The organism is Pseudomonas sp. LTR0, assembly GCF_036630035.1.
Lineage (GTDB): Bacteria > Pseudomonadota > Gammaproteobacteria > Pseudomonadales > Pseudomonadaceae > Aquipseudomonas > Aquipseudomonas putida_Y.
The window spans coordinates 4,401,451-4,428,394 of the sequence record NZ_CP123734.1; the positions used below are offsets into that span (position 1 = coordinate 4,401,451).

22 protein-coding genes are annotated in these 26,944 nt (G+C 61.0%); 15 read left to right on the forward strand and 7 right to left on the reverse strand.

All coding sequences use genetic code 11. The features are described from left to right. Nucleotides 1-101 precede the first annotated feature (101 nt). The 3 genes from QCL51_RS20190 to QCL51_RS20200 are packed head-to-tail and all read left to right on the forward strand — an operon-like array spanning nt 102 to nt 2,079. Entirely contained in the window at nt 102-452 is a 351-nt protein-coding gene (locus QCL51_RS20190) for a hypothetical protein (RefSeq protein WP_135192771.1), read from the forward strand. Further along, nucleotides 440-1,171 carry a hypothetical protein gene (locus tag QCL51_RS20195; protein WP_021785764.1) on the forward strand — a complete coding sequence of 244 codons (732 nt, stop codon included), beginning with the start codon at nt 440-442 and terminating at the stop codon, nt 1,169-1,171. Before QCL51_RS20190 ends, QCL51_RS20195 begins: the two co-directional genes overlap by 13 nt. After that, complete coding sequence (locus QCL51_RS20200) at nt 1,168-2,079, forward strand: EamA family transporter (protein WP_021785765.1); 912 nt, start codon at nt 1,168-1,170, stop codon at nt 2,077-2,079. The genes QCL51_RS20195 and QCL51_RS20200 overlap by 4 nt, the downstream gene beginning before the upstream one ends. A gap of 56 nt (nt 2,080-2,135) precedes the next feature. Here the strand turns inward: QCL51_RS20200 and QCL51_RS20205 are convergent, their stop codons facing one another. Further along, on the reverse strand, nt 2,136-3,350 hold the full coding sequence (locus QCL51_RS20205) for an SAM-dependent methyltransferase (protein ID WP_021785766.1): 1,215 nt from the start codon (nt 3,348-3,350) through the stop codon (nt 2,136-2,138). Between the two features lie 88 nt (nt 3,351-3,438). After that, nucleotides 3,439-4,056 carry a TPM domain-containing protein gene (locus QCL51_RS20210; protein WP_021785767.1) on the reverse strand — a complete coding sequence of 206 codons (618 nt, stop codon included), beginning with the start codon at nt 4,054-4,056 and terminating at the stop codon, nt 3,439-3,441. 186 nt (nt 4,057-4,242) lie between these two features. On the opposite strand from QCL51_RS20210, the gene bglX reads away from it, so the two are divergent. The 6 genes from bglX to QCL51_RS20240 all read left to right on the forward strand — a co-directional run bounded on the left by bglX (nt 4,243) and on the right by QCL51_RS20240 (nt 12,791). Beyond that, nucleotides 4,243-6,534 carry a beta-glucosidase BglX gene (gene bglX / locus QCL51_RS20215; protein ID WP_021785768.1) on the forward strand — a complete coding sequence of 764 codons (2,292 nt, stop codon included), beginning with the start codon at nt 4,243-4,245 and terminating at the stop codon, nt 6,532-6,534. A gap of 129 nt (nt 6,535-6,663) precedes the next feature. Continuing rightward, entirely contained in the window at nt 6,664-8,421 is a 1,758-nt protein-coding gene (locus QCL51_RS20220) for an ATP-binding protein (RefSeq protein ID WP_021785769.1), read from the forward strand. Then, nucleotides 8,415-9,749 (forward strand): sigma-54 dependent transcriptional regulator, encoded by a 1,335-nt coding sequence (locus QCL51_RS20225; RefSeq protein ID WP_103469436.1) that lies wholly within the window; start codon nt 8,415-8,417, stop codon nt 9,747-9,749. Before QCL51_RS20220 ends, QCL51_RS20225 begins: the two co-directional genes overlap by 7 nt. A gap of 253 nt (nt 9,750-10,002) precedes the next feature. Then, nucleotides 10,003-11,322 carry an MFS transporter gene (locus QCL51_RS20230; protein WP_028697504.1) on the forward strand — a complete coding sequence of 440 codons (1,320 nt, stop codon included), beginning with the start codon at nt 10,003-10,005 and terminating at the stop codon, nt 11,320-11,322. Nucleotides 11,323-11,622: 300 nt separating this feature from the next. Then, entirely contained in the window at nt 11,623-12,066 is a 444-nt protein-coding gene (locus QCL51_RS20235) for a hypothetical protein (RefSeq protein ID WP_021785772.1), read from the forward strand. A 119-nt stretch (nt 12,067-12,185) separates the two neighbouring features. Further along, the gene (locus tag QCL51_RS20240; protein ID WP_010952506.1) at nt 12,186-12,791 is read left to right on the forward strand and encodes a flavin reductase; all 606 of its coding nucleotides are present in this window, start codon (nt 12,186-12,188) and stop codon (nt 12,789-12,791) included. Here QCL51_RS20240 and QCL51_RS20245 read toward each other — a convergent pair whose 3' ends face one another. Next, nucleotides 12,792-13,058, reverse strand: coding sequence for a hypothetical protein (locus tag QCL51_RS20245; protein ID WP_014859143.1), 267 nt, complete (start codon nt 13,056-13,058; stop codon nt 12,792-12,794). It lies immediately after the preceding gene. A gap of 16 nt (nt 13,059-13,074) precedes the next feature. Next, entirely contained in the window at nt 13,075-13,368 is a 294-nt protein-coding gene (locus tag QCL51_RS20250; RefSeq protein WP_021785773.1) for an antibiotic biosynthesis monooxygenase family protein, read from the reverse strand. Between the two features lie 202 nt (nt 13,369-13,570). On the opposite strand from QCL51_RS20250, the gene QCL51_RS20255 reads away from it, so the two are divergent. Then, on the forward strand, nt 13,571-14,491 hold the full coding sequence (locus tag QCL51_RS20255; protein ID WP_021785774.1) for an AraC family transcriptional regulator: 921 nt from the start codon (nt 13,571-13,573) through the stop codon (nt 14,489-14,491). A gap of 123 nt (nt 14,492-14,614) precedes the next feature. Here the strand turns inward: QCL51_RS20255 and QCL51_RS20260 are convergent, their stop codons facing one another. Then, entirely contained in the window at nt 14,615-16,252 is a 1,638-nt protein-coding gene (locus tag QCL51_RS20260; RefSeq protein ID WP_021785775.1) for a 5-guanidino-2-oxopentanoate decarboxylase, read from the reverse strand. A 114-nt stretch (nt 16,253-16,366) separates the two neighbouring features. Between QCL51_RS20260 and QCL51_RS20265 the strand changes: the two genes are divergently transcribed. Then, a complete protein-coding gene (locus QCL51_RS20265; protein ID WP_021785776.1) occupies nt 16,367-17,242 on the forward strand; it encodes a LysR substrate-binding domain-containing protein in 876 nt (291 codons plus the stop codon). A 154-nt stretch (nt 17,243-17,396) separates the two neighbouring features. Here QCL51_RS20265 and QCL51_RS20270 read toward each other — a convergent pair whose 3' ends face one another. Continuing rightward, a complete protein-coding gene (locus QCL51_RS20270) occupies nt 17,397-18,266 on the reverse strand; it encodes an oxaloacetate decarboxylase (RefSeq protein WP_021785777.1) in 870 nt (289 codons plus the stop codon). A gap of 382 nt (nt 18,267-18,648) precedes the next feature. Here QCL51_RS20270 and QCL51_RS20275 point away from each other — a divergent pair, with 382 nt between their 5' ends. Further along, nucleotides 18,649-20,100 (forward strand): MDR family MFS transporter, encoded by a 1,452-nt coding sequence (locus QCL51_RS20275; protein WP_338444116.1) that lies wholly within the window; start codon nt 18,649-18,651, stop codon nt 20,098-20,100. A gap of 117 nt (nt 20,101-20,217) precedes the next feature. Here QCL51_RS20275 and ttgR read toward each other — a convergent pair whose 3' ends face one another. Then, the gene (gene ttgR / locus QCL51_RS20280) at nt 20,218-20,850 is read right to left on the reverse strand and encodes an efflux transport transcriptional regulator TtgR (RefSeq protein ID WP_021785779.1); all 633 of its coding nucleotides are present in this window, start codon (nt 20,848-20,850) and stop codon (nt 20,218-20,220) included. A 257-nt stretch (nt 20,851-21,107) separates the two neighbouring features. Between ttgR and ttgA the strand changes: the two genes are divergently transcribed. The 3 genes from ttgA to QCL51_RS20295 are packed head-to-tail and all read left to right on the forward strand — an operon-like array spanning nt 21,108 to nt 26,869. Further along, nucleotides 21,108-22,262, forward strand: a complete 1,155-nt coding sequence (gene ttgA, locus QCL51_RS20285; RefSeq protein WP_021785780.1) for a toluene efflux RND transporter periplasmic adaptor subunit TtgA — start codon at nt 21,108-21,110, stop codon at nt 22,260-22,262. Nucleotides 22,263-22,265: 3 nt separating this feature from the next. Next, a complete protein-coding gene (gene ttgB / locus QCL51_RS20290; RefSeq protein ID WP_021785781.1) occupies nt 22,266-25,418 on the forward strand; it encodes a multidrug efflux RND transporter permease subunit TtgB in 3,153 nt (1,050 codons plus the stop codon). Then, complete coding sequence (locus QCL51_RS20295) at nt 25,415-26,869, forward strand: AdeC/AdeK/OprM family multidrug efflux complex outer membrane factor (protein WP_021785782.1); 1,455 nt, start codon at nt 25,415-25,417, stop codon at nt 26,867-26,869. Before ttgB ends, QCL51_RS20295 begins: the two co-directional genes overlap by 4 nt. Nucleotides 26,870-26,944: the final 75 nt, after the last annotated feature.

Consider the following 26,944-nt stretch of genomic DNA (forward strand, 5'->3'; position numbering starts at 1 on the left):
AACCGCACTTCTCCCCATACTCTCTGATGAGTTTGGCGACCAGATATCTTCACTTACTGTCATTGACCCACACCCCCGCTGACTATCTCGGCGTTCTCTTGATGGGACATGAGAAGAATGCATATTGGTACGGCTCTGCCCTTAAAAACTGTGCAGCTCAAGCTTTGAATCCCCAAAGTTCTGCCACCACCTTACAAGTAGTTGCAGGTGTAATAGCTGGCATCAGATGGGCCTTAGAAAACCCAAGACATGGAATTGTGGAGGCGGAGGAAATCGATTTCCAGTTCATACTCGGCATTGCACAACCCTATTTGGGAGAGCTGGTCGGCGCATACACAAACTGGTCACCTGATTACAACGCAAAGGATAGCCTTTATCCCTCAACCTACCTCTCATGGCAGTTTGAGAAATTCCTTGAACACGTACAGGACGTACAAACATGGGCTATATAAAGACGGCAATCGGCCTGAAGTGCCATGACTGGTCATCAGTCGAACTATTGAAAGAACTTTCACCTGCTACCATTACCAAAAACAAGAAAGACATCAAGCGTCGCCAAGAAAATTTATGGCACGACATGAGTTCCGAGTTCGATTCGAAGCACTTTCTTCTCTATCTCCTGAAACGTAAAGACCTTAATCTAAGCGATGAATTCCTGGAGTTTACATGCCTTTGGCATCTCGACGAACAAAACCACTACAGAGGCCTGCGCAAGATAAACAGCGTTCTTTACGGACAAAGCGAAGAGCTCATCGAACGCCAGCTGAATGCCAGAGAGCCAGACTTTGGGGCCATTGAAAAATTTCTGACTGATGAATTCACCATTCTGCTCTCTATTGCATTCGATGAAATAACAAGCACAAGAGCCTACAAGCAAGACTTTGATTTTTTTGATAGCTTGGGACCTTCATGTCTGTCAACCTGGATACGTAACGCCGCTAGGGATGAAGCTGCACACTATGGAAACACAATAACAATCTTGAAGCTTCGCCACTCATCAAGATTAAAGGAGGCGCCAACTATACTGGACAACATTTTGGCACATGAAACCTCACAATCATTCACCTACAACAATACATTCCTTTTTGATCATAACACTGACGATTTTTCCCATGAACTATTACAACATAGCAAAAGCACGATCATCGGTGCCCTGGAGCGTCACCCATGACTTGGATATACTTATCTCTAATGGCACCATTACTATGGAGCCTATCCAACATACTAGACAAATTCGCCATTGAACATATAACATCAAATTATATACCCTTTATTTTTCTTCTCAGCATAGGTAATATATTTTTTGCCGCAGCCATACTTACTTTTCTTGATGTCTCTGAAATCGACCCCCTATTCGCCAGCCTTAATATACTTTCTGGGCTTGCTATATTCCTTCAGTATTTCGCATATAGCTACTCCCTGGAGGACATGGATGTTTCGGTAGTGATACCTATCCATCAGTCAGAGCCACTATTTGTTCTGGCGGCATCCATATTAATATTTCACGCTTTCCCCACGCACGAGCAGTTTTTAGGATTTTTCTTGATCACCGGGGGTATTTTATCGCTCTGCCTGTCAAAAAAAACAATTCTTGGGCTAGGAGAAAGAAGGCATGTTGCGATGGTATTTGTATCCGCATTTTTTGGCGCTATATCAACCATCATTTCCGACGAAATACTAAAAAGCAAAAACCTTGAGTTCGTTCTGCTTTTCAACTTTTCAGGGTATGCATTCGGTGGGCTTCTACTGCTGCTTAACCCTGCCTGGAGAAGGCTAATAATTCAGGACCTGAAAGTTCTTAACGCCAGGCAATTTAGCATTTTCGCCGCCACCAATCTATTCGATGTAGGAGGCTACGTATTTTTCATGGCTGCATTGGCAGTAGGCGGCGGCGCGGCCTTGGTCTCAGTCGTTGTTAGTATTCACCCTGTGTTTGTACTTATTTTTGGAATCATCGCCACCCGGTTCTTTCCGAACTTCATTAGCGAAGATATCGCACCCTCTGGCATCCTGAGGAAGTCCATCTCAATCCTGATCATCATATCAGGCATATCGATAGCGGCATTTAATGACATGTAAAAAGCATGAAACTGCAAGAGCCTGGGGGCGCGCCAACATTCACGCAAAGATGACCATCAAAGCAATCCATCCGCGCGCAACAATGTTTCCAGGCAATGCTCCTGCACCCCATAGAACGCCTTGAGCTGGGCAATTTTCTCCAGCAACGCCCCGTTATCCCCCGCCTGGCGCCGCTTCACCGCAAGAATCATCTTGTTCTTGTTGGTGTGCTCCAGCGAGATGAACTCGAACACCTTGGTTTCATAGCCACAGGCTTCCAGATACAGCGCGCGCAGGCTGTCGGTGAGCATTTCGGCCTGCTGGCCCAGGTGCAGGCCGTACTGCAGCATGGGTTGCAGCAACCCCGGGCTGTGCAGTTGCGGGCGGATCTGTTTGTGGCAGCACGGCGAGCACATGATGATTGCGGCGTTGCAGCGGATGCCGGTGTGGATGGCGTAGTCGGTGGCGATGTCACAGGCATGCAAGGCGATCATCACCTCGATGGCCTCAGGCACCACGCTGCGTACATCACCACACTGGAACTCCAGGCCCGGGTGGTCCAGGCGTGCGGCTGCGGTGTTGCACAGGTCGACCATGTCCTGGCGCAGTTCCACGCCAGTCACCTGTGCGTCGCGGCCCAGGCTGTTGCGCAGGTAATCGTGCATGGCAAAGGTCAGGTAGCCCTTGCCCGAACCGAAGTCGGCCACCCGCAGCGCCTGTTCCGCCGACACCGGTGCATTGGCGAGGGCGTGATCGAAGACCTCGATGAATTTGTTGATCTGCTTCCACTTGCGCGACATGGACGGGATCAGTGCGCCTTGTGCGTCGGTCACACCGAGGTCGCGCAGAAATGGCCGCGACAGTTCCAGATAACGCTTCTTCTCGCGGTCATGCCCGCTGCCCGCGTCGGCCACACGCGGCGCCTGGGCACCGTGGCGCTGGAGCATCGGTTTGCCCTTCTTGCTGAAGGTCAGCTGCACTTCGCCGTCAGCATCGAACAGGTGAGCATTGCGGAAGCTGTCCGGCAGCAACTCGGCAACCAGCACCTGGGCCTGGTCCAGCGGCAGGTTGCGGGTGATGTCGCGGGTCTGGTGGCGGTAGACCAGCGACAGGCACGGCTGGCCCTTGACCTGCAGCGGCTTGGCAATGATCCGTTGCAAGGTCTGGTCGGCACCGACATGGCGCGCCAGCACCAGCTTGACCAGGGTTTCGCCGTGCAGGGCGGCGTTCAGCAGGTCGAGAAACTGAGCGCGCGCATCCGGCGCGCAAGAGGCAGAAGTACTGGCGGACATGAAAAAGGGAGCCTTGGGTAGCGGAACGCCTATTCTAACGTGCCCCAAGCACCCTGTGGGAGCGCTCTCCAGAAACGCTGGTGCTCCTTCAGTCGAGAATCACCAAACGGTTGGGCAATTCGTTGCGGGCATGGGTTGGCGGCACGTGCTGGCTAAGCAGCTCGCCACACGCCTCGATGCACTCGACAAAGCCCTGGAACGTTCGCCCCTGGCGCACCTGCTCGGCAAAGCGGGCACCGATGGCCGCGCGGGCTTCGGCATCCAGGCAGTGTTCAATACCCCGATCGACCAGTATTTCCACATGCCGCTCCGCCTCGCTGACAAAAATCAGCACGCCCGTAGCGCCTGCTGTGCGCTGCAGGTTCTGCTCGCGAAACTGCTGGCGGGCCAGGCGCGAGGCGCGCCAGCGGCGCAAGGCACGGGGGATCAACCAATCGGCCAGGCGCGGGTTGCGCAGAAGCAGGCACAGGCCGACGAACAACAGCACGTTGCCCATCAGCACACCGCGCACGCTGGGCCAAGCCAGCAGCCAGTGCAACAGACCGGGTACGGCCAGCGCCAGCACGGCGGCCCAGAGCAACGGCCAATAGGCATAATCGTCTGCTCGGCGGGCCAGCACCGTCACCAGTTCGGCATCGGTACGCCGTTCGGCACGGGCAATGGCTTCGGCAATCTGCCGCTGATGGTATTCGTCGAAGGGGGTCATGCCGTCGGTCTCTTGAGCGTTCTTATAGTTGTTATCCCGGCATTCGGGGCTTCATCCGCAGGCGACATATTCAGGCATAATCCGCCGCTGGAAGAATTGCCCGCAAATCGTACAACAATAGCCGCCTGAAAACTTCGGTCGCGCACCTATCACCGTGGATACGGCAGCGGCCCCATAACGGAATTGATGATGAAACTGTCTTTGCTGGGCCTGGCCATGGGCCTTGCCAGTCAGGCGGCCCTCGCCGCCCCCTCCGCCCCGCCCCTGCAGGACAAGCAGGCATTCATCGAGCATCTGATCAGCCAGATGACCGAAGCCGAAAAAATCGGCCAGTTGCGCCTGATCAGCATCGGCCCGGAAATGCCCCGCGACAAGATCCGCGAGGAGATCGCCGCCGGCCGCATCGGCGGCACCTTCAACTCACGCACTGCCCCCGAAAACCGGCCAATGCAGGACGCGGCCATGCGCAGCCGCCTGAAGATCCCGATGTTCTTCGCCTACGATACCGTCCACGGCGAGCGCACCATCTTCCCGATCGGCCTGGGCATGGCCGCTACCTGGGACATGGAGGCCGTCGCCAAGGTCGGCCGCACCGCCGCGATCGAAGCCTCGGCCGACGCCCTGGACATGACGTTCGCGCCAATGGTGGATATCGCCCGTGACCCGCGCTGGGGCCGCACCAGTGAAGGTTTCGGCGAAGACACCTACCTGACCTCGAAAATCGGCCAGGTAATGGTGCGCTCGTTCCAGGGCAGCAGCCCGGCCAACCCCGACAGCATCATGGCCATCGTCAAGCATTTCGCCTTGTATGGCGCCGTGGAAGGCGGGCGCGACTACAACACGGTCGATATGAGCCTGCCGAAAATGTACAACGACTACCTGCCACCCTATCGCGCCGCGCTCGATGCAGGTGCCGGTGGCGTGATGGTCGCGCTGAACTCGATCAACGGCGTACCGGCCACCTCCAACACCTGGCTGATGAACGACCTGCTGCGCAAGGAGTGGGGCTTCAAGGGCGTGACCATCAGCGACCACGGTGCCATCCAGGAACTGATTCGCCACGGCGTCGCCCGTGATGGCCGTGAAGCCGCCAAGCTGGCGATCAAGGCCGGCATCGACATGAGCATGAACGATACCCTGTACGGCGAAGAGCTACCGGGCCTGCTGAAGTCCGGCGAGGTGACCCAGCGCGAACTGGACCAGGCGGTGCGTGAGGTGCTTGGCGCCAAGTACGACATGGGCCTGTTCAAAGACCCATACGTGCGTATCGGCAAGGCTGAAACCGACCTGAAAGACTACTACAGCAACGACCGCCTGCACCGCGAAGCTGCGCGTGACGTGGCACGCCGCAGCCTGGTGCTGCTGGAAAACCGCAACCAGACCCTGCCGCTGAAAAAGGCCGGCACCATTGCCGTGGTCGGCCCGCTGGCGGATGCCCCGATCGACATGATGGGCAGCTGGGCCGCCGACGGTAAACCCGTCCACTCGGTGACCGTGCGCGAAGGCTTGCGCCGCGCCGTGGAAGGCAAGGCCAAGCTGGTCTACGCCAAAGGCTCCAACGTCACGGGTGACAAGGCGATACTCGACTACCTGAACTTCCTCAACTTCGATGCCCCGGAAATCGTCGACGACCCACGCCCGCCTGCCGTGCTGATCGATGAAGCAGTCAAGGCGGCGAAGCAATCCGACGTCGTGGTCGCCGTGGTCGGCGAGTCCCGCGGCATGTCCCACGAGTCGTCAAGCCGTACCACCCTGGAGATCCCGGCCAGCCAGCGCGAGCTGATCAAGGCGCTCAAGGCCACCGGCAAACCGCTGGTGCTGGTGTTGATGAACGGCCGGCCGCTGTCGATCAGCTGGGAGCGCGAGCAGGCCGACGCCATCCTGGAAACATGGTTCGCCGGCACCGAAGGCGGCAATGCCATCGCCGACGTGCTGTTTGGCGACTACAACCCCTCCGGCAAGCTGGCCATTACCTTCCCACGGTCTGTGGGCCAGATCCCGATGTACTACAACCACACCCGCATCGGCCGGCCGTTCACGCCGGGCAAGCCGGGCAACTACACCTCGCAATACTTCGAAGAACCCAACGGGCCGCTTTACCCGTTCGGCTATGGCTTGAGCTACAGCAGCTTCGAGCTGTCGGGCCTGAACCTGTCGGGCAAGGATCTCAAGCGCGGCGATACGCTGGAAGCCAAGGTAACGGTCAAGAACACCGGCAAGGTTGCAGGCGAGACGGTGGTGCAGTTGTACCTGCAGGATGTGTCGGCGTCGATGAGCCGCCCGGTGAAAGAGCTGAAAAACTTCCAGAAGCTGATGCTTGAACCGGGCGAAACCCGCACGTTGACCTTCCGCATCAGCGAGGACGACCTGAAGTTCTACAATGGCCAGTTGCAGCGGGTTGCCGAACCTGGGGAGTTCAATGTCCAGGTAGGGCTGGATTCCCAGGCGGTGCAGCAGCAGAGCTTTGAATTGCTTTGACTGAAAAAGGCCGCCTGTTCCGGCCTCTTCGCGGGTAAACCCGCGCCTACAGGTGCTGCAGAGTACCTGTAGGAGCGGTTTACCCGCGAAGAGGCCGGCCCCGATACCCCAACACCGGATCCGCCCCCAATGCCCTTTTCCTTTCGCGCCCTGCGTCTGGGGCTGATCACCCTGCTGATCGTGCTGGGTACCGCACTCAGCGCCGGCTGGGCCATGCACCAGGCCAAGCGCCAGGCCATGGAAGACGACGCCAAGCGTGCCAGCCAGCAACTGGGCCTGTACGCCAACGCACTGCACACCCTGATCGACCGCTACCGTGCCCTCCCCGCCGTGCTGGCGCTCGACCCGGAACTGATCGCAGCCTTGCGCGGCCCGGTCGACGAAGGCGTTCAGAACGCCCTGAACCACAAGCTCGAACGTATCAATGGCGCCGCCAATTCCTCCACCCTCGAACTGCTCGACCGCACCGGCCTGGCCATTGCCGCCAGCAATTGGCGGCTGCCCAGCAGCTACGTCGGCTCCAACTACGGTTTCCGTCCCTACTTCAAGCAAACCCGCAGCCAGGGCAGTGGCCGCTTCTATGCCGTGGGCGTGACCAGTGGCGTGCCGGGCTACTTCCTCGCCAGCGCGGTGAACGACGAGCACGGCCGATTCCTTGGTGCCATGGTGGTGAAGCTGGAATTCCCAGAGCTGGAACGCGAATGGCGACAGGGCAACGATATCCTGCTGGTCAGCGACGCCCGCGGCATTACGTTCATCGCAAACCAGGATGGCTGGCGCTACCGCGAGCTTCAGCCGCTCAGTGGCGCCGACCGAGCCGAGCTGGCCGAAACCCGTCAGTACGACAAGCAACCGCTGGTGCCGCTACAGCATCAGGTACTGACGCGGTTTGCCCCCTACAGCACCCTTAGCCGCGTGCAAGGCCCCGAGGGTAGCACCGAGTACTTGTGGGAAAGCCTGCCGCTGGAAGGCGAAAACTGGACCTTGCACCTGCTGCGCAAACCGCAGGTCGCTGCAGACGGCCGTAATGCAGCCCTTGGCGCCGCCGCCGTCTGGCTGAGCCTGGTGTTCGCCGCCCTTTTCGTCAGTCAACGCCTGCGCCTGGCACGCCTGCGCCAGCGCAGCCGGCAAGAACTCAAACGCCAGGTCGAGGAGCGCACCCGCGAGCTGCGCACTGCCCAGGAAGGCCTGGTGCAATCAGCCAAACTGGCCGCACTCGGGCAAATGTCAGCGGCCATGGCCCATGAAATCAACCAGCCGCTGACCACCCAACGTATGCAACTGGAAACCCTGCGCCTGCTGCTTGACCATGGTCGCCATGACGAAGCGCGGCAAGCGCTGGAGCCGCTGGAACAGATGCTCACGCGCATGGCAGCACTTACCAGCCACCTGAAAACCTTTGCCCGCAACAGTCCGATGGGCCTGCGCGAACGCCTTGACCTGGCAACCGTGGTCGACCAGGCCTTGCACCTGCTGGAAGCGCGCATTCGCAGCGAGGAAGTGGAGGTGGCTCTGTACCTGGCACGCCCGGCCTGGGTACGCGGCGATGCCATCCGCCTGGAGCAGGTGCTGATAAACCTCCTGCACAACGCACTCGACGCCATGATCGACAAGCGTTACAAACGCCTGGAGATCCGCATCGAACCCGACGGGGAGCTATGGCGCCTGAGTGTGCTCGACTCGGGTGGCGGCATTGCCGAAGCCGACCTGGCCAAGGTCTTCGACCCGTTCTTCACCACCAAACCGGTGGGGGAAGGGCTAGGGCTGGGCCTGGCCATCTCTTACGGCATCGTCCATGAGGCCGGCGGCCAGTTGCGGGCCGAAAACCTGCCTGGCGGCGCGCGCCTGAGCCTTACCCTGCCCCGTGACCTGGAGCCTGTATGTTGAATTCGGTGATCGTCGTCGATGATGAAGCCAGTATCCGCACTGCTGTAGAGCAATGGCTGAGCCTGTCCGGCTTCAGCGTGCAGTTGTTCGCTCGCGCCGAAGAGTGCCTGGCGCACCTGCCGCAGCACTTCCCTGGGGTGATCATCAGCGATGTACGCATGCCGGGTATGGATGGCCTGCAATTGCTCGAACGCCTGCAAGCGAACGACCCCGACCTGCCCGTGATTTTGCTGACCGGTCACGGTGATGTACCGATGGCGGTAGAAGCCATGCGCAGCGGGGCCTATGACTTCCTGGAAAAACCCTTCACGCCGCAAGACTTGCTGGGCAGCCTGCGTCGCGCCCTGGAAAAGCGCCAGCTGGTGCTGGAGAACCGCCGGCTCCACGAGCAGGCCGACCTCAAGTCACGCCTGGAAGTCACGCTGCTGGGCATGTCCCAGGGCCTGCAACAGCTGCGCCGGCAAGTCCTGGACCTGGCCAGCCTGCCGGTAAACGTGCTGATCCGCGGTGAAACCGGCAGTGGCAAGGAGCGGGTGGCCCGCTGTCTGCACGACTTTGGCCCCCGTGCCGCCAAGCCCTTTGTAGCCCTTAACTGCGCGGCCATCCCCGAGTCGTTGTTCGAGGCCGAACTGTTCGGCCATGAGAGCGGCGCCTTCACGGGCGCCCAGGGTAAACGGATCGGCAAGCTGGAGTATGCCAACGGTGGCACCGTGTTCCTCGACGAAATCGAGAGCATGCCACTGGCCCAACAGGCCAAGCTGTTGCGGGTGATTCAGGAGCAGAAGTTGGAGCGCCTGGGGGCCAACCAGAGCATCAGCGTCGACCTGCGCATCATTGCTGCGACCAAGCCCGACCTGCTCGAGGAGGCGCGTGCCGGGCGCTTCCGAGAAGACCTGGCCTACCGCCTGAACGTCGCCGAATTGCGCCTGGCACCGCTGCGCGAGCGGCGAGAGGACATTCCGCTGCTGTTCGAACACTTTGCCCGCGCTGCCGGTGAAAAGCTTGGTCGCGCGGCCCCTCCGCTATCGGGTGCACAGCTGGCGCAGCTGCTGTCACATGACTGGCCTGGCAACGTGCGTGAGCTGGCCAATGCGGCGGAGCGGCATGCGCTGGGGCTGGGTTCGCCAAACATCGAGGTGGCACCTGCCGGGCAGTCGCTGGGCGAGCAGATGGAAGCATTCGAGGCGCAATGCCTGCGTGCGGCCTTGCGTCAGCATGGGGGCGAGATCAAGTCGGTGATGGAGGCTTTGCAACTACCGCGGCGCACGCTTAACGAGAAGATGCAACGGCATGGGCTGGTGCGCGAGGATTTTATTGGGCAGGCATAAGCGGAAATCCGCTCATGACCAGGACCGGGTAGGCGAAAAACCGCTCATCTCGTCGAGATTTCAGACTGCTTTGCAGCCCTTCGCGGTCAGGCCCGCACCTGCAAAGGGCGGCGCAACCCCCACTACTGTGCCGGCTTGGGATATTTGACGCCCTCAAATGAATCAGCCTGCACCCATTTGGCACACCTTCTGCAATTGCCTTGGCAAGCTGCGCCACGGCGCGCTCCACAAAAACAACGAGAAGGTATCCCTGATGGATAACGCCACCTCCCTGCCCGCCGGGGCGGCCACCGCGCCTGCCGCAGAAAAAACCACCGCCAGCCGCTTGAAGTCGATTTTCAGCGGGTCCATCGGCAACATGGTCGAATGGTACGACTGGTACGTCTACGCCGCATTCTCGCTGTACTTCGCCAAGGCTTTCTTCCCGGCCGGCGACTCCACCGCACAACTGCTCAATACCGCCGCGATCTTCGCCGTGGGCTTCCTCATGCGCCCGATCGGTGGCTGGCTGATGGGCCTGTACGCCGACCGCAAGGGCCGCAAGGCCGCGCTGATGGCGTCGGTACTGCTCATGTGCGCGGGCTCGCTGGTCATCGCCCTGACCCCCGGTTATGAAACCATCGGCGTCGCCGCGCCAGTCCTGCTGGTCATCGCACGCCTGCTGCAAGGCCTGTCGGTGGGTGGTGAATACGGCACCTCGGCCACCTACCTCAGCGAAATGGCCAGCAAGGAGCGCCGTGGTTTCTTCTCCAGCTTCCAGTACGTGACCCTGATCTCCGGCCAGCTCATCGCCCTGGCGGTGCTGATCGTCCTGCAACAGACCCTGACCACCGAGCAATTGTACGCCTGGGGCTGGCGCGTGCCGTTCGTGATCGGTGCGCTGTGCGCCGTGGTGGCCCTGTACCTGCGTCGCGGCATGGAAGAAACCGCCTCGTTCACCAAGAAGGAAAAGGCCAAGGAAAGCCTGATGCGCACGCTGCTGCGTCACCCCAAGGAGCTGATGACCGTCGTCGGTCTGACCATGGGCGGTACCCTGGCCTTCTACACCTACACCACCTACATGCAGAAGTACCTGGTCAACTCCGTAGGTATGAGCATCAGTGACTCGACCACCATCTCGGCCGCCACGCTGTTCCTGTTCATGTGCCTGCAGCCGGTGATCGGTGGTCTGTCCGACAAGATCGGCCGCCGTCCGATCCTGATCGCCTTCGGTGTGCTCGGCACCCTGTTCACCGTCCCAATCCTCAGCACCCTGCACACCATCCAGAGCTGGTGGGGGGCGTTCTTCCTGATCATGGCAGCGCTGATCATCGTAAGCGGCTATACCTCGATCAACGCCGTGGTCAAAGCCGAGCTGTTCCCTACCGAGATTCGCGCCCTGGGCGTGGGCCTGCCGTATGCCCTGACCGTGTCGATCTTCGGTGGCACCGCCGAATACGTGGCCCTGTGGTTCAAGAGCGCTGGGATGGAGAGCGGCTTTTACTGGTACGTCACCGCCTGTATCGCCTGCTCGCTGCTGGTTTACGCGACCATGAAGGACACCAAGCAGCACTCGCGGATTACCACTGAGTAACGCTGGCCTGGCAATACTGAAAGGGGCGCTCCATTGCATGGAGCGCCCCTTTTCTATTCAGACCTTTCCTTCTTAACGCCCTATTAATTCCACCTTATCAAGCTGCAATGGCTGGCAGAACGTTGGCGCCCGCGCGAACGCTCCCAAGCCAGGCTTGAGGCCTGAAGCACGACATACTCGGCTAAAAACATCGAACAAATAGATTATTAATCGCTGTTTTTTGCGCTTTTTAATCAAATTATTCGGCGTAGGATTAAACCCATAGAAACAAACAACTCACAAACCCCTGGAGCAACGACCATGAAAAATAAACTGATCCTGACCCTGGCCCTCTCGGTTTTCGCAGCTGGCGCCTTCGCCGAAGATGGCTTCGACCGGACCGACGCTCACACCTTTGCCGCGGCTCAAACCCAGCCCGCCAGCTACGCTGAAGACGGCTTCGATCGCACCAACGGCCAACGCTTCGCCGAAGACGGCTTCGATCGCACCAACGGCCAGCGCTTCGCCGAAGACGGCTTCGATCGCACCAACGGCCAACGCTTCGCCGAAGACGGCTTCGATCGCACCAACGGCCAACGCTTCGCCGAAGACGGCTTCGATCGCACCAACGGCCAGCGCTTCGCCGAAGACGGCTTCGATCGCACCAACGGCCAACGCTTCGCCGAAGACGGTTTCGACCGCACCGGCGGCCAGCACTTTGCCGAAGATGGCTTCAACCGCACCAACGCGCACCGCATCAGCTGATACCTGATTGCGAGCACCCAGCCCGGCTTCGGCCGGGCTTGATCATTTGCAGGCGAGCTCAGGCTTGGCACACTAGGCACCTTGTCCACCAGGAGGTAGGGCCAACAAGCCCAGCACAGATGTATTACTACGAACCCGCCAAAGGCCACGGCCTGCCGCACGACCCGTTCAATGCCATCGTCGGTCCCCGCCCTATCGGCTGGATCTCCTCTCAGGACCGCGAAGGCCGCCTGAACCTGGCGCCTTACAGCTTCTTCAATGCGTTCAACTACATCCCGCCGATCATCGGTTTCTGCAGCGTCGGGCGCAAAGACAGCCTGAACAACATCGAGCAGACCGGTGAGTTCGTCTGGAACCTGGCCACCCGCCCTCTGGCCGAGCAAATGAACCTGAGCTGCGCACCGGTTGCTGCCGAAGTAAACGAATTCGAATTGAGCGGCCTCACTGCCGCACCCTCGAGCATCGTCAAGGTGCCGCGCGTGGGTGAAACGCCGGTAGCCTTCGAGTGCAAGGTCAGCCAGATCGTCCAGCTCAAGCGGGCCGACCAGGAACAGGTGCCCAGCTGGCTGATCCTTGGGGAAGTGGTGGCGGTGCACATTGCCGAGCACCTGCTGAACAACGGCATCTACGATACCGCTGCCGCCGAGCCTATCCTGCGGGGGGGTGGCCCGGCGGACTATTTCGAGCTGGGCAACCTGTTCAAGATGGCCCGGCCGCCGGCCTGATCACCAGACCAGCTCACCCTCTTCGCTGACGCCCTGCAGGCGTTGCAGCTCAGCGGTGGCCGCTTCGTCGGCGGCCACGGCGCCCTTGAACACCTGCCCGTCGAGAACCTTGTGAAAGCGCGGCGCGCCGCCCATGCCCAAGGCTTTGACCGCGATGGCGGCGTTGTAGCCGCCACCTTCCACCGGCACCATCGCCGATACCGCTTCGAAATGAGTGAATTCCCTACGTGCCATATTGCTGTCCGCGTGATTGAACAAAGGCGTCACTTTACCTCATCAACGCTCAATCGAAGGTATGCAAGTCCAGGCTGCTGACCACCTGGGCCTGCACCAGCTCACCAAACACCTCCAGTGTCGGCGAAGCAAAGTAACCACTCATCGCCTGCTGGTCCTGCCAGCTTCCGCTGAGCAACCACAGGTCAGCATCAGCCTGCGAACGCTGCACGGTAAAACTCAGGCAACCCGGTGTACGCAGCGAAGGCTCAAGCATGTCACGCAGGCGCGCGCCCAGCTCTGCCGAGCGCCCGCTGCTGGCACGGATGAAAGCAAGGTGGGTGACCGGTTGTTTAAGGGTCATTGCACAATCTCCTTGAAGCAGGCGGACGGAAAAGCCATGCTGCCAAGGTTAGGCGCTCACCCGCGCGGCGCGTTAGGCCATTACTGCACGCCGATTGCCTGATCCTGCAGCGCGGCAGGATCAGGCAATCGGCGTGCAGCTTTCGACTAGCGCCCGTCTTTGCCCAAACCTATGCTGCGTCGGTCAGCAGAGGAAAGCCATCATGACCACCGCCACGTCCACCGAACCGACCCTGGAACTGCAGCGCCTGGAGCTGGCCGAGCTGATCAACCGCCACGCGGGCGAGCCCTATGGCCCAGCATCGGCCATCGATGACCTGTACCTGGTGCGTCACACCGAAAATGTGCGTTCTGTACCCACCCTGGCGCAGCCTGCCCTGTGCATCCTTGCCCAGGGCAGCAAAAGCCTGTTCCTGGGTGACGAGCAGTACGCCTACGACCCACTGCATTACATGGTCGTTTCGGTGACCTTGCCACTCAGTGCCGTGAGGCTGGATGCCAGCCCCGAGAACCCAAGCCTGGGCCTGCGCATGGACCTGGACCCGGCCGAGATCAGCCAGCTGATCGCCGAGAGCGGGCCGATGCTGGTACCCAATCGACCTTCTGGCCGTGGTTTGTATGTGGAAAGGACAGATGCCGCATTACTCGATGCCCTGCTGCGGCTACTGCGCCTGCTGGACACCCCCCGCGACATCGCAATGCTGGCGCCGCTGTTCCGCCGCGAGATTCTCTACCGCCTGCTGCGTGGTCCGCAGGGTTACCGGCTGTATGAAATTGCCTTGGCCAACAGCCAGACCCACCGGGTGTGCCAGGCCATCACCTGGCTCAACAACAACTACCAACAGCCGCTGCGGATCGAGGACCTGGCCCGTGAAGTCAACCTCAGTACCTCGACCTTGCACCACCGCTTCAAGGCCGTGACCTCGATGAGCCCGCTTCAGTACCAGAAGCAACTGCGCCTGCAGGAAGCGCGGCGGCTGATGTTGAACGACGGGCTGGAGGCGGCGGTGGCGGCTTATCGGGTGGGTTATGAAAGCCCGTCGCAATTCAGCCGTGAATACAGCCGGCTTTACGGCGCGCCGCCGATTCGCGATGTGGCTCGGTTGAGGGCTACTGCGGTCTGAAGCTCGACATTCGCCTGCAGCGGCGCTTTCGCGGGTAAACCCGCTCCTACAGGTTTTTGCACAGATGCGAAAATTGCGCGCTGCCTGCAGGCGCGAGAGGCCGATACAGGCAATCGCAATGCTTCACCCCAACACCGCGGCCTGCCACTGATTCTGGTCCACCTGAATCAAGGTCGGCCCCTTGCGCTCCGCCGCTTGCCCGAGCACGGCCTGCAATTGGGCGATATCGGCCACGTTCTCTGCTGCCGCGCCCAACGCCCGCGCCACGCCGATGAAATCCGGGGTATGGATATCCACCCCGACCGGCTCGATCGCCCGATTGACCATGTATTTCTTGATTTCCTCATACCCCTGGTTATTCCACAGCAGTACGATCAGCGGGACCTGCGCCTCCACTGCACTGGCCAGTTCCGGCAGGGTGAACTGCAAACCACCATCACCAATCAGGCACACCGCCGGGGCGCGTTCGACGGCCTGCTCGGCACTGCCCAACCAAGCGCCCATGGCTGCTGGCAACGCGTAACCCAAGGTACCGTAGCCGGTCGAGGCGTTGAACCAGCGGCGTGGCTGCTCCATGTCGAGTGTCAGGTTGCCGGTGTACACAGGTTGGGTCGAGTCGCCCACCAGAATCGCATTCGGCAGGCGCTCCAGTATGGCGCTCAGCAAACGCGTCTGGCTCAGGGTGGGCTGGTCCCAGTCTGCCGCCAGGACCTTGCGCAGATTGGCCACGCGAGCCACGCCCCAAGTGCTTTCGTACACTGGCTGCGGCTGGGCTTGCAGGGCGCCGATCAGCGCTTCGGCTGCCAGCTCGGCATCGGCTACCAGCGCCAGCTCCGGCAGATAATTGCGCACGGTCTGGTCCGGGTCGATGTCAATACGCAACAGCCTGCCCGGGATCTCGAAACCACCCTTGAAGGTCACGTCATAATCGGTTTCGGCCAGTTCGGTGCCGATCGCCAGCACCACGTCGGCCTCGGCAACCAGCGCCCGTGTGGCGGGTAACGACTGGGTCGAGCCGATCTGCAATGGGTGGCTGGCAGGCAGCAAGCCTTTGGCATTGATGGTCAGCGCCACCGGGGCCTGAAGGTGTTCGGCCAGGCGCGCCAGCGCAGCGCCCGCAGCCAACGCCCCGCCACCGGCCAGAATCAGCGGCCGACGTGCACTGGCCAGTCGCTCAGCCATCTGCGCCACGGCCTGCGGTGCAGCCCCTGCCCGACTACCACGTACGGGGCGGCCCGGCAGCAGGAAGTCGGCCGGCTCAACCAGCACATCAAGCGGGATTTCGATATGCACCGGGCGTGGCCGGGCACTGTCGAACACGGCAAATGCCCGGGCCAGCACCTGCGGCAAGTCGGCTGCACTCATCAAGGTGTGGGAAAACGCCGCCACACCCGATACCAGCGCGGCCTGGTTGGGTAGCTCGTGCAGCTTGCCACGGCCACCGCCCAGCTGGTCACGGGACTGCACGCTGGAAATCACCAGCATCGGGATCGAGTCGGCATAGGCCTGGCCCATGGCAGTGGTGATATTGGTCATGCCCGGGCCGGTGATTATGAAGCACACCCCGGGTTTGCCGCGGGTGCGCGCATAGCCGTCAGCCATGAACCCGGCACCTTGCTCATGACGTGGGGTGATGTGGCGAATGGAAGAGCCCGCAAGGCCACGATAGAGCTCCACGGTATGTACACCGGGAATGCCGAAGACATGATCGACGCCATAGCCTTCAAGGAGTTTGACCAGTACTTCGCCGCAGGTTGCCATCAGGGATCACCATGAATCTTGTTGGGGTATGCCCTTATTGGACCCAAGCCACGGCTATCGCCACAATGTAAAAAAACACATACTAGCCATGTCCTGTGATCATGGCTTACTGCAATGAAACGCCTCCCACCCCTGCCTGCCCTGCACACATTTCTGGTCACCGCCCAGCACTGCAACTTCACCCGCGCAGGGCAGCAGTTGCACATCACCCAAGGCGCTGTCAGCCGCCAGATTGCAGCTCTCGAAGAACACCTGGGTTATGCCCTGTTCAAGCGCGAGGCCCGCGGGTTGAGCCTGACCCGTGAAGGCCTGGACTGGCTGCCGCGGGTGCAGCAGGTGTTCGCGCTGATCGAACAGGGGGTGCGCGAAGTGGGTGAGCACAGCACTACCTTGCAGCTCAAGGCACCCACCTGCGTGATGCGTTGGCTGCTACCGCGCCTGATGGAATGGCAGGCACTGCGCCCGGACGTACCGGTGGAGCTGACCACGACCGTGCAGCACGGGGTGGATTTGCGTCGCGAGGGCTTCGATGCAGCGGTGGTCTATGGCAATGCACCAAACCACGGGCTACATGTGCGCAAACTGTTCGATGAGCAACTGACCCCAGTGTGCGCTCCATCACTGCGTGAAGGGCCAGTGCCGTTGCAGCAGGTGGAAGACCTGGCCAGGCACATGCTGCTGCACCCCTCGCGAGATGAACACGACTGGCGGTTGTGGTTGCAGGCGGCTGGAGTGACGCTGGCCACACATGGACCCAAACAGCATTTCGAGACACTGGACATGGCGATGGCCATGGCTTCGCAGGGCACAGGGGTGGCGATCGGTGACTGGTCGCTGATTGGCGATGACCTGCGCGGTGGGCGGTTGTGCATGCCGTTTGCGCTGAAGGTGCTGACGGGCAAGGGGTATTACCTGGTGAGCCAGGCCAGAAGCTTGCCGCCGGGGTTGCTCGAATTACTGGACTGGCTGGAAGGCCAGGCCAGCCTGTGACAGCCCTTTCTCGGGGTCGCCCACAGGTATGCACATGCCTTGGGATCTGCGCGGTCCCAGTGGGAGCGGGCATGCCCGCGAAGCAGGCGACTCAATGGCCGACTGTGGAGTGCAAACTTGAGCGCCGTCCGTTGAATGGACGGCGCTCTGCCGATCACTCCTCGACGCTCATGTATTCCTTGGCCCAGCGAATGTAGTCTTCAGGCTGGGTGTAGGTGTGCGACAGCTCGGTGGCACTGAGGTTTTCCGACTTGTTCTGCCGACCACGCTGCAGCCGCAGGCAGTCGTAAGTGGCCTTGATTGCGGCAAAGTAAGCCGCATGGCCATCGACTACGATGCGCACGCCCAGACGCGCCAGGCGTTCGTCATCGCGCAGGTTCGGGTTGCCATAGGTGACCAGCATCAGCGGCACCGTCAGGTGCTCGGCAATCTGCTCGAGCTGCTCGAAGTCTTTGACCCCGACCATGCAAATGCCATCAGCGCCCGCTTTCTGGTAGCTCTGCGTACGCACGATGATTTCTTCGGTGCTGAGTACGCCCGCGTTGGTTCGGGCAATGATCGACAGGGACGAGTCGACCCGTGCCTCCAGCGCCGCACGGATCTTGCCAACACCCTCATCGACCGGAATCAGGTCGGTGGACTTGCGCCCGAACTGGGCGGGCAGAAGGGTGTCCTCGATGGTCAGTGCGGCCACACCGGCGCGCTCCAGTTCGATCACCGTACGCATCACGTTCAGTGCGTTGCCATAGCCGTGGTCGGCGTCCGCCAGTACCGGCAGTTGCGCGACCCGACCAATGCGGGTGGCCTGCTCGACGAACTCGCTTAGGGTGATCAGAGCAAAGTCCGGAGCAGCCAGCACCTGCAACGAAGCGACCGAACCGCCGAGGATACCGACTTCGAAGCCCAGGTCTGCGGCAATGCGTGCCGACATCGGGTCGAACACCGAGGCAGTGTGGAAACAGGAACCTGAAGCGAGCAGCTCGCGGAAGGCAAAACGCAGATCTTGGTGGGAAGCCTTGGGCATGATCACTCCGCAAAAAAGTTGAAATTTGAACGGTAACTACCGACCCCTGTAATCGGGTCTACCTGACCTGTTCCAACCGTCGCCATCTGGGCGGTCATGCTCGACATGCAGGCAGAGGAATAAAAGGTGTGGGAGACAGCGTACTGAAAAACCTGCGGCAAAATGTTGCACCAAGCTGGTGCAAGCCCCGAATTTCAGCCTCTGTGGCATACCAACGATATCACGCAGCCATGCCTCGCTGGATGAATGCGCCAATGCCGATCTTGCATAGGGGATGCAGATAGTACATAGGAAGCTACCTAACTCAGGGTACAATTCGGGGGCTTCTCTGAGAGCAGGCTTGCCCGCCAAGGGGCTGCCGTAGACAAAACAAGGTATTCCCGTGACCGCCGCCCTGCCCCCTACCTCCCTGCGCAACGTGCTCACCGCCCTCATGCTGGCCATCTTCCTTGGCGCTCTGGACCAGACCATCGTCGCCGTCTCACTGCCCGCCATCTCGGCACAGTTCAGCGATGTCGGCATGCTGGCCTGGGTCATTTCCGGGTACATGGTGGCAATGACCGTGGCTGTGCCGATCTACGGCAAACTGGGCGACCTTTACGGCCGGCGCCGGATGATCCTCACCGGCATCAGCCTGTTCACCCTGGCTTCCATTGCCTGTGCAATGGCCCAGGACATGCAGCAACTGTTGCTGGCCCGGGTACTGCAGGGTATTGGCGCAGGCGGCATGGTCTCGGTGAGCCAGGCAATCATTGGCGACTTCGTGCCCCCACGCGAACGCGGCCGCTACCAGGGCTACTTCAGCAGCATGTACGCCGCGGCCAGCGTGGCCGGGCCAGTGCTGGGCGGCTGGTTGACCGAGTACCTGTCGTGGCGCTGGGTGTTCTGGATCAACCTGCCGCTGGGGCTGGTCGCCTTGTGGTCCATACACCGAGCCCTCAGTGGCATGCCGCTGCAGCGTCGCGAGGCACAGGTAGACTACCTTGGCGCCGTGCTGTTGATCCTTGGCCTTGGCAGCCTGCTACTGGGCATCACCTTGGTGGGCCAGGGCCACGCCTGGGCCGACCCGGCCGTGCTGGCGCTGTTCGGCTGCGCCCTGCTGGGCCTGACGCTTTTCATCGCCCACGAACGCCGCTGCACAGAGCCGCTGCTGCCGCTCAGCCTGTTCAGCAACCGGGTGGCGGTGCTGTGCTGGGCAGTGATCTTCTTCGCCAGTTTCCAGTCCATTTCCCTGACCATGCTCATGCCCTTGCGTTACCAAGGCATCACCGGCGCAGGTGCCGACAGCGCCGCCCTGCACCTGCTGCCGCTGGCCATGGGGCTGCCCATGGGCGCCTTCACAGGTGGCCGCATGACCAGCCGGACCGGGCGCTACAAGCCGCAGATCCTGGCCGGTGCACTGCTGATGCCAGTGGCCATTTTCGCGATGGCACTGACTCCGCCGCAATCAGCGTTGCTCGGTGCGCTGTTCATGCTGCTTACCGGTATTGCCTGCGGGCTGCAATTTCCGACCTCGCTGGTGGGCACACAAAGCGCGGTGGCCAGCAAGGACATCGGCGTGGCCACCAGCACCACCAACCTGTTCCGCTCGCTGGGCGGAGCCATGGGCGTGGCGTGCATGTCCAGCCTGTTGCTGGCACTGCTGCATCAGGGTGGTTTCAAACTGTCGGGTAATCCGTTGCTGGGGAGCTTGAAGGCCGCGGAGGTGGACCTGGTGACTCAGGGGCGGTTGCTGGACACGTTCAGGAAGTTGCTGATGGGGAGTGCACTTGTCGCGGTGCTGGGGCTGTTTGCGGCATTGGCTTTGCCCGACCGGCAATTGCGCGGCCGCTGAAGGCTACGCAATCGCTGCAAGAGCCGCCTTGTGCTGCGCACAGCCGCAAGGCAGCCGCGCCCTTAATCCCCCCTTAACACAAAGGGGAAACACTCCCTCACAATCCTTAACAAAGTGTCATTTGCGCAGAGCCGGGCTCAAGCGCAGCATATCCAGCCCGGTGTCGACCCATTTTTCGACATCACCCAACAGATCGACACTGTCAGGCAGCAAGAGCCAGCGCCCGATCAGGCCATCGACATAGGCAAACATGGCCACCGCCGCGCGCTCGACATCCAGCTCGCCAGGCAACTGGCCCCGGCGCACGGCATTGGCCAGCGCCAGGGTGATGCCCTTGTGGCAATCCAGCACCGCACCCTGGCGCTGCTGGCGAATTTCACACATGTCATCGGTGAACTCGCACTTGTGATGCAGGATTTCATTGATACGGCGGGTTCGGGCATCGAGCACCAGCTCGTTGAACACCTGCAACAGCAGCTTGCGCATGCAGCCAAGCGGGTCGACTTCATCCTCGCTTTCGCTCGCGCGCGCCAAATGGTCATGGGTCTCGTGCAGGCTGTCGAGCAACGCCTGCACCAGCTCGGCCTTGTTGTTGAAGTGCCAGTAGATCGCCCCCCGCGTCACACCCGCCAGTTCGGCGATGTCGGCCAGGGTGGTTCGCGCAACCCCGCGCTTGTAGAAGGCCTTTTCCGCCGCCTCGATGATCTGGGCGCGGGTTTCCTGGGCTTCTTCTTTGGTTCGACGGACCATGGCAGTACAACCTCATCTGGCCCGAACGCGCAGCGCGTGCGGGGAACGCTCCGGGGAACCTCTGCTGGGGGCCTCTCGGATGAACTAATCAAGCGCTGACGCAATACCTGAGTACAGCCCAGCAGTATTTACAAACAACCATGAATGTAAGTATATTCCTTAGCAAGCTATTTATCCACCGGATAGCATTTTTCCCAGATCAAGATCTCTTCCATTACTCTTGAGCGTCTCCCTGCTCCAGCGACCCGAGGATCCTCATGCAATTCAAGCCAGCCGTTACCGCTCTGGTTTCCGCCGTCGCCCTGGCAACCTTGCTCAGTGGCTGTAAGAAAGAAGAAGCAGCGCCAGCGGCGCAGGCTCCTCAGGTCGGCGTCGTGACCATCCAGCCGCAAGCCTTCACCCTCACCTCGGAATTGCCGGGGCGTACCAGTGCCTACCGCGTCGCCGAAGTGCGCCCGCAGGTCAACGGCATCATCCTCAAACGCCTGTTCAAGGAAGGCAGTGAGGTCAAGGAAGGCCAGCAGCTGTATCAGATCGACCCTGCCGTATACGAAGCCACCCTGGCCAATGCCAAGGCCAACCTGCTGGCTACACGCTCGCTGGCCGAACGCTACAAGCAACTGATTGACGAGCAGGCCGTCTCCAAACAGGAATATGACGACGCCAATGCCAAACGATTGCAGGCCGAGGCTGCGCTCAAGAGCGCACAGATCGACCTGCGCTACACCAAGGTTCTGGCGCCGATCAGCGGCCGTATCGGCCGTTCTTCGTTCACCGAAGGTGCACTGGTGAGCAATGGTCAGACCGATGCCATGGCCACCATCCAGCAGCTCGACCCTATTTATGTCGACGTTACCCAGTCCACCGCCGAGCTGCTCAAGCTGCGCCGTGACCTGGAAAGCGGCCAGTTGAAGAAGGCCGGCGACAACGCCGCCTCGGTTCAGCTGGTATTGGAAGACGGCAGCCTGTTCAAACAGGAAGGCCGCCTGGAGTTCTCCGAAGTCGCGGTGGACGAGACCACAGGCTCAGTGACCCTGCGCGCCCTGTTCCCCAACCCCGATCACACCCTGCTGCCAGGCATGTTCGTGCATGCGCGGCTCAAGGCCGGTGTCAACGCCAACGCCATCCTGGCACCGCAACAAGGCGTGACCCGCGACCTCAAGGGCGCACCAACCGCCCTGGTGGTCAACCAGGAGAACAAGGTCGAACTGCGCCAGCTCAAGGCCAGCCGCACCTTGGGTAGCGACTGGCTGATCGAGGAAGGCCTCAACCCGGGTGACCGCCTGATCACCGAAGGGCTGCAGTACGTGCGCCCAGGCGTTGAGGTGAAGGTCAGCGAAGCCACCAACGTCAAGAAGCCGGCCGGCCCTGATCAGGCCAGCGCGGCAAAAGCAGACGCCAAAGCGGAGTAAACCATGTCGAAGTTCTTTATCGATCGCCCGATCTTCGCCTGGGTGATCGCCTTGGTGATCATGCTGGTCGGGGCCTTGTCGATCCTGAAGCTGCCGATCAACCAGTACCCCAGTATCGCGCCGCCGGCCATCGCCATCGCCGTGACCTACCCGGGCGCCTCGGCGCAAACCGTGCAGGACACCGTGGTGCAGGTGATCGAGCAGCAGCTCAACGGTATCGACAACCTGCGTTATGTGTCGTCGGAAAGTAACTCCGACGGCAGCATGACCATTACCGCCACCTTCGAACAGGGTACCAACCCCGACACCGCGCAGGTACAGGTACAGAACAAGCTGAACCTGGCTACCCCGCTGCTGCCGCAGGAAGTGCAGCAACAAGGTATCCGGGTCACCAAAGCAGTGAAGAACTTCCTGCTGGTGATCGGCCTGGTCTCCGAAGACGGCAGCATGACCAAGGACGACCTGGCCAACTACATCGTCTCGAACATGCAGGACCCGATCTCGCGTACTGCGGGTGTGGGTGACTTCCAGGTGTTCGGTGCGCAGTACGCCATGCGTATCTGGCTCGATCCGGCCAAGCTGAACAAGTTCCAGCTGACCCCGGTCGACGTCAAGACAGCTGTCGCCGCCCAGAACGTGCAGGTGTCTTCCGGCCAGCTCGGCGGCCTGCCAGCCCTGCCGGGCACCCAGCTTAACGCCACCATCATCGGCAAGACCCGCCTGCAAACCGCCGAGCAGTTCGAGAACATTCTGCTCAAGGTCAATAAAGACGGTTCACAGGTGCGTCTGGGTGACGTCGCCCAAGTGGGCCTGGGGGGTGAAAACTACGCAGTCAGCGCCCAGTTCAACGGCAAGCCGGCCTCCGGCCTGGCGGTAAAACTGGCAACCGGCGCCAACGCCCTGGACACCGCCAAGGCACTGCGCGAGACCATCAAAAGCCTGGAACCGTTCTTCCCGCCGGGGGTCAAGGCGGTATTCCCGTATGACACCACCCCAGTGGTCACCGAATCGATCAGCGGCGTGATCCACACCCTGATCGAAGCCGTGGTGCTGGTGTTCCTGGTGATGTACCTGTTCCTGCAGAACTTCCGCGCCACCATCATCACCACCATGACCGTACCGGTCGTATTGCTGGGTACCTTCGGCATCCTTGCCGCTGCAGGCTTCAGCATCAACACCCTGACCATGTTCGCCATGGTATTGGCCATCGGCTTGCTGGTGGACGACGCCATCGTCGTGGTGGAGAACGTCGAGCGGGTAATGTCCGAGGAAGGCTTGCCACCCAAGGAAGCGACCAAGCGCTCGATGGAACAGATCCAGGGCGCCCTGGTGGGTATCGCCCTGGTGCTCTCGGCGGTACTGCTGCCCATGGCGTTCTTCGGCGGTTCCACGGGTGTCATCTACCGGCAGTTCTCCATCACCATCGTCTCGGCCATGGGTCTGTCGGTGCTGGTTGCGCTTATCTTCACCCCGGCGCTTTGCGCAACCATGCTCAAGCCGCTGAAGAAGGGCGAGCACCACACCGCCAAAGGCGGGTTCTTCGGCTGGTTCAACCGCAACTTCGACCGCAGCGTCAATGGCTACGAGCGCAGTGTCGGCACCATCCTGCGCAACAAGGTGCCATTCCTGCTGGCCTATGCACTGATCGTGGTCGGCATGATCTGGCTGTTCGCCCGCATCCCTACCGCGTTCCTCCCGGAAGAAGACCAGGGCGTACTCTTCGCCCAGGTGCAGACCCCGGCTGGCTCCAGTGCCGAACGCACGCAGGCCGTGGTCGATCAGATGCGTGAATACCTGCTCAAGGACGAAGCCGATACCGTATCGTCGGTATTCACCGTCAACGGTTTCAACTTCGCAGGCCGCGGCCAGAGCTCGGGCATGGCATTCATCATGCTCAAACCATGGGATGAGCGCTCGAAGGAGAACAGCGTGTTCGCGCTGGCACAGCGTGCCCAGCAGCACTTCTTCACCTTCCGTGATGCAATGGTGTTCGCCTTCGCCCCGCCAGCGGTGCTTGAACTGGGTAACGCCACCGGCTTCGACGTGTTCCTTCAGGACCGCGGCGGTGTCGGCCACGAGAAGTTGATGGAGGCGCGCAACCAGTTCCTGGCCAAAGCCGCGCAGAGCAAGATCCTCAGCGCCGTGCGACCGAACGGCCTGAACGATGAACCGCAGTACCAGCTGACCATTGATGACGAACGTGCCAGCGCCTTGGGCGTGACCATTGCCGACATCAACAACACCCTGTCGATTGCGCTGGGCGCCAGCTACGTCAACGACTTCATCGACCGTGGCCGGGTCAAGAAGGTGTACATCCAGGGCGAACCAAGCGCGCGGATGAGCCCGGAAGACCTGCAAAAATGGTACGTGCGCAACGGCGCAGGCGAGATGGTGCCGTTCTCCTCCTTCGCCAAAGGCGAATGGACCTACGGCTCGCCAAAGCTGTCGCGTTACAACGGTGTCGAAGCGATGGAAATCCTCGGTGCACCGGCGCCTGGATACAGTACCGGTGAAGCCATGGCCGAGGTCGAGCGCATTGCTGGCGAGCTGCCAAGCGGTATCGGCTTCTCCTGGACCGGCATGTCCTACGAGGAAAAACTCTCCGGCTCGCAGATGCCGGCGCTGTTCGCCCTTTCGGTACTGTTCGTGTTCCTGTGCCTGGCAGCCCTGTACGAAAGCTGGTCGATCCCGATCGCTGTGGTGCTGGTAGTACCGCTGGGTATCATCGGTGCACTGATCGCCACCAGCCTGCGCGGCCTGTCCAACGACGTGTACTTCCTGGTTGGCCTGTTGACCACCATCGGTCTTGCGGCGAAAAACGCCATTCTGATCGTCGAGTTCGCCAAGGAGCTGCACGAACAAGGCCGTAGCCTGTACGACTCAGCGATCGAAGCGTGCCGCATGCGTCTTCGCCCGATCATCATGACCTCGCTGGCGTTCATCCTGGGCGTGGTACCGTTGACGATCGCCAGCGGCGCTGGCGCCGGCAGCCAGCACGCCATCGGTACTGGCGTGATCGGCGGCATGATCAGTGCGACCGTGCTGGCTATCTTCTGGGTACCACTGTTCTTCGTCGCAGTGTCGTCACTGTTCGGCAGCAAAGAGCCGGAAAAAGACGTCACCCCTGAAAATCCACGTTATGAGGCTGGGCAATGACCAAGTCTTTGTTGTCCCTGGCGGTAACCGCTTTCATTCTTGGCGGCTGCTCGCTGATCCCTGATTACCAGACCCCGGAGGCGCCGGTGGCTGCGCAGTGGCCGCAAGGCCCTGCCTATTCGCCGACGCAATCGGCGGATGTTGCCGCTGCTGAACAGGGCTGGCGCCAGTTCTTCCACGACCCGGCGCTGCAACAGCTGATCCAGACCTCGCTGGTCAATAACCGCGACCTGCGGGTCGCGGCGCTGAACCTCGACGCCTACCGTGCGCAATACCGCATTCAGCGCGCCGACCTGTTCCCGGCGGTTTCGGCCACCGGCAGCGGCAGCCGCCAGCGTGTCCCGGCAAACATGTCGCAAACAGGCGAATCTGGCATTACCAGCCAGTACTCGGCCACTTTGGGTGTCAGCGCCTACGAGCTGGACCTGTTCGGCCGTGTGCGCAGCCTGACCGAGCAGGCCCTGGAAACCTACCTCTCCAGCGAGCAGGCGCGTCGTTCCACGCAAATCGCCCTGGTAGCCAGCGTGGCAAACGCCTACTACACCTGGCAGGCCGATCAGGCCCTGTTCAAGCTGACCGAAGAAACGCTGAAGACCTACGAGGAAAGCTACAACCTCACCCGTCGCAGCAATGAAGTCGGCGTGGCCTCGGCCCTGGACGTCAGCCAGGCGCGCACCGCCGTGGAAGGCGCCCGGGTCAAGTACTCGCAGTACCAGCGCCTGGTCGCCCAGGACGTCAACAGCCTGACTGTGCTGCTGGGTACCGGCATTCCTGCCGACCTGGCCAAGCCGCTGGCGCTCGATGACGACCAACTGGCCGAAGTACCCGCCGGGCTGCCATCGGATATCCTCCAGCGTCGCCCGGACATCCAGGAAGCCGAGCACCTGCTCAAGGCCGCCAACGCCAACATTGGCGCAGCCCGCGCAGCGTTCTTCCCAAGCATCAGCCTGACCGCCAACGCCGGCAGCCTGAGCCCCGACATGGGCCACCTGTTCTCGGGCGGCCAGGGCACCTGGCTGTTCCAGCCGCAGATCAACCTGCCGATCTTCAACGCCGGCAGCTTGAAAGCCAGCCTGGACTACTCGAAGATCCAGAAGGACATCAACGTCGCCAAGTACGAAAAAACCATCCAGACCGCCTTCCAGGAAGTCTCCGATGGCTTGGCGGCGCGCAAGACCTTCGACGAGCAGTTGCAGGCCCAGCGTGACCTGGTGCAGGCAAACCAGGACTACTACCGCCTGGCCGAACGCCGTTACCGCATCGGGATTGACAGCAACCTGACCTTCCTCGATGCCCAACGCAACCTGTTCAGTGCCCAGCAAGCTCTGATCGGAGACCGCCTGTCGCAGCTGACCAGCGAAGTCAACCTGTACAAGGCGCTCGGCGGTGGCTGGTACGAGCAGACCGGGCAGGAAAACCAGCAGGCTTCGGTGGAAACACCGAAAGGCTGATCGGCCTTGTTACAGCACAAGCCCACCCTTAGCGGTGGGCTTTGCTTTTTTACTGCCTGTGCCGGCCAATATCCC

What these genes read in the sequence shown, in the direction of transcription:
- QCL51_RS20255 (WP_021785774.1), top strand. Translation starts at nt 13,571, where the DNA reads ATGACCACCGCCACGTCCACCGAACCGACCCTGGAACTGCAGCGCCTG.
- QCL51_RS20195 (WP_021785764.1), top strand. Translation starts at nt 440, where the DNA reads ATGGGCTATATAAAGACGGCAATCGGCCTGAAGTGCCATGACTGGTCA.
- QCL51_RS20260 (WP_021785775.1), bottom strand. Translation starts at nt 16,252, where the DNA reads ATGGCAACCTGCGGCGAAGTACTGGTCAAACTCCTTGAAGGCTATGGC.
- QCL51_RS20210 (WP_021785767.1), bottom strand. Translation starts at nt 4,056, where the DNA reads ATGACCCCCTTCGACGAATACCATCAGCGGCAGATTGCCGAAGCCATT.
- QCL51_RS20225 (WP_103469436.1), top strand. Translation starts at nt 8,415, where the DNA reads ATGTTGAATTCGGTGATCGTCGTCGATGATGAAGCCAGTATCCGCACT.
- QCL51_RS20265 (WP_021785776.1), top strand. Translation starts at nt 16,367, where the DNA reads ATGAAACGCCTCCCACCCCTGCCTGCCCTGCACACATTTCTGGTCACC.
- ttgA (WP_021785780.1), top strand. Translation starts at nt 21,108, where the DNA reads ATGCAATTCAAGCCAGCCGTTACCGCTCTGGTTTCCGCCGTCGCCCTG.
- QCL51_RS20270 (WP_021785777.1), bottom strand. Translation starts at nt 18,266, where the DNA reads ATGCCCAAGGCTTCCCACCAAGATCTGCGTTTTGCCTTCCGCGAGCTG.
- QCL51_RS20190 (WP_135192771.1), top strand. Translation starts at nt 102, where the DNA reads ATGGGACATGAGAAGAATGCATATTGGTACGGCTCTGCCCTTAAAAAC.
- QCL51_RS20220 (WP_021785769.1), top strand. Translation starts at nt 6,664, where the DNA reads ATGCCCTTTTCCTTTCGCGCCCTGCGTCTGGGGCTGATCACCCTGCTG.
- QCL51_RS20230 (WP_028697504.1), top strand. Translation starts at nt 10,003, where the DNA reads ATGGATAACGCCACCTCCCTGCCCGCCGGGGCGGCCACCGCGCCTGCC.
- QCL51_RS20235 (WP_021785772.1), top strand. Translation starts at nt 11,623, where the DNA reads ATGAAAAATAAACTGATCCTGACCCTGGCCCTCTCGGTTTTCGCAGCT.
- QCL51_RS20295 (WP_021785782.1), top strand. Translation starts at nt 25,415, where the DNA reads ATGACCAAGTCTTTGTTGTCCCTGGCGGTAACCGCTTTCATTCTTGGC.
- QCL51_RS20205 (WP_021785766.1), bottom strand. Translation starts at nt 3,350, where the DNA reads ATGTCCGCCAGTACTTCTGCCTCTTGCGCGCCGGATGCGCGCGCTCAG.
- ttgR (WP_021785779.1), bottom strand. Translation starts at nt 20,850, where the DNA reads ATGGTCCGTCGAACCAAAGAAGAAGCCCAGGAAACCCGCGCCCAGATC.
- QCL51_RS20250 (WP_021785773.1), bottom strand. Translation starts at nt 13,368, where the DNA reads ATGACCCTTAAACAACCGGTCACCCACCTTGCTTTCATCCGTGCCAGC.
- QCL51_RS20240 (WP_010952506.1), top strand. Translation starts at nt 12,186, where the DNA reads ATGTATTACTACGAACCCGCCAAAGGCCACGGCCTGCCGCACGACCCG.
- ttgB (WP_021785781.1), top strand. Translation starts at nt 22,266, where the DNA reads ATGTCGAAGTTCTTTATCGATCGCCCGATCTTCGCCTGGGTGATCGCC.
- bglX (WP_021785768.1), top strand. Translation starts at nt 4,243, where the DNA reads ATGATGAAACTGTCTTTGCTGGGCCTGGCCATGGGCCTTGCCAGTCAG.
- QCL51_RS20200 (WP_021785765.1), top strand. Translation starts at nt 1,168, where the DNA reads ATGACTTGGATATACTTATCTCTAATGGCACCATTACTATGGAGCCTA.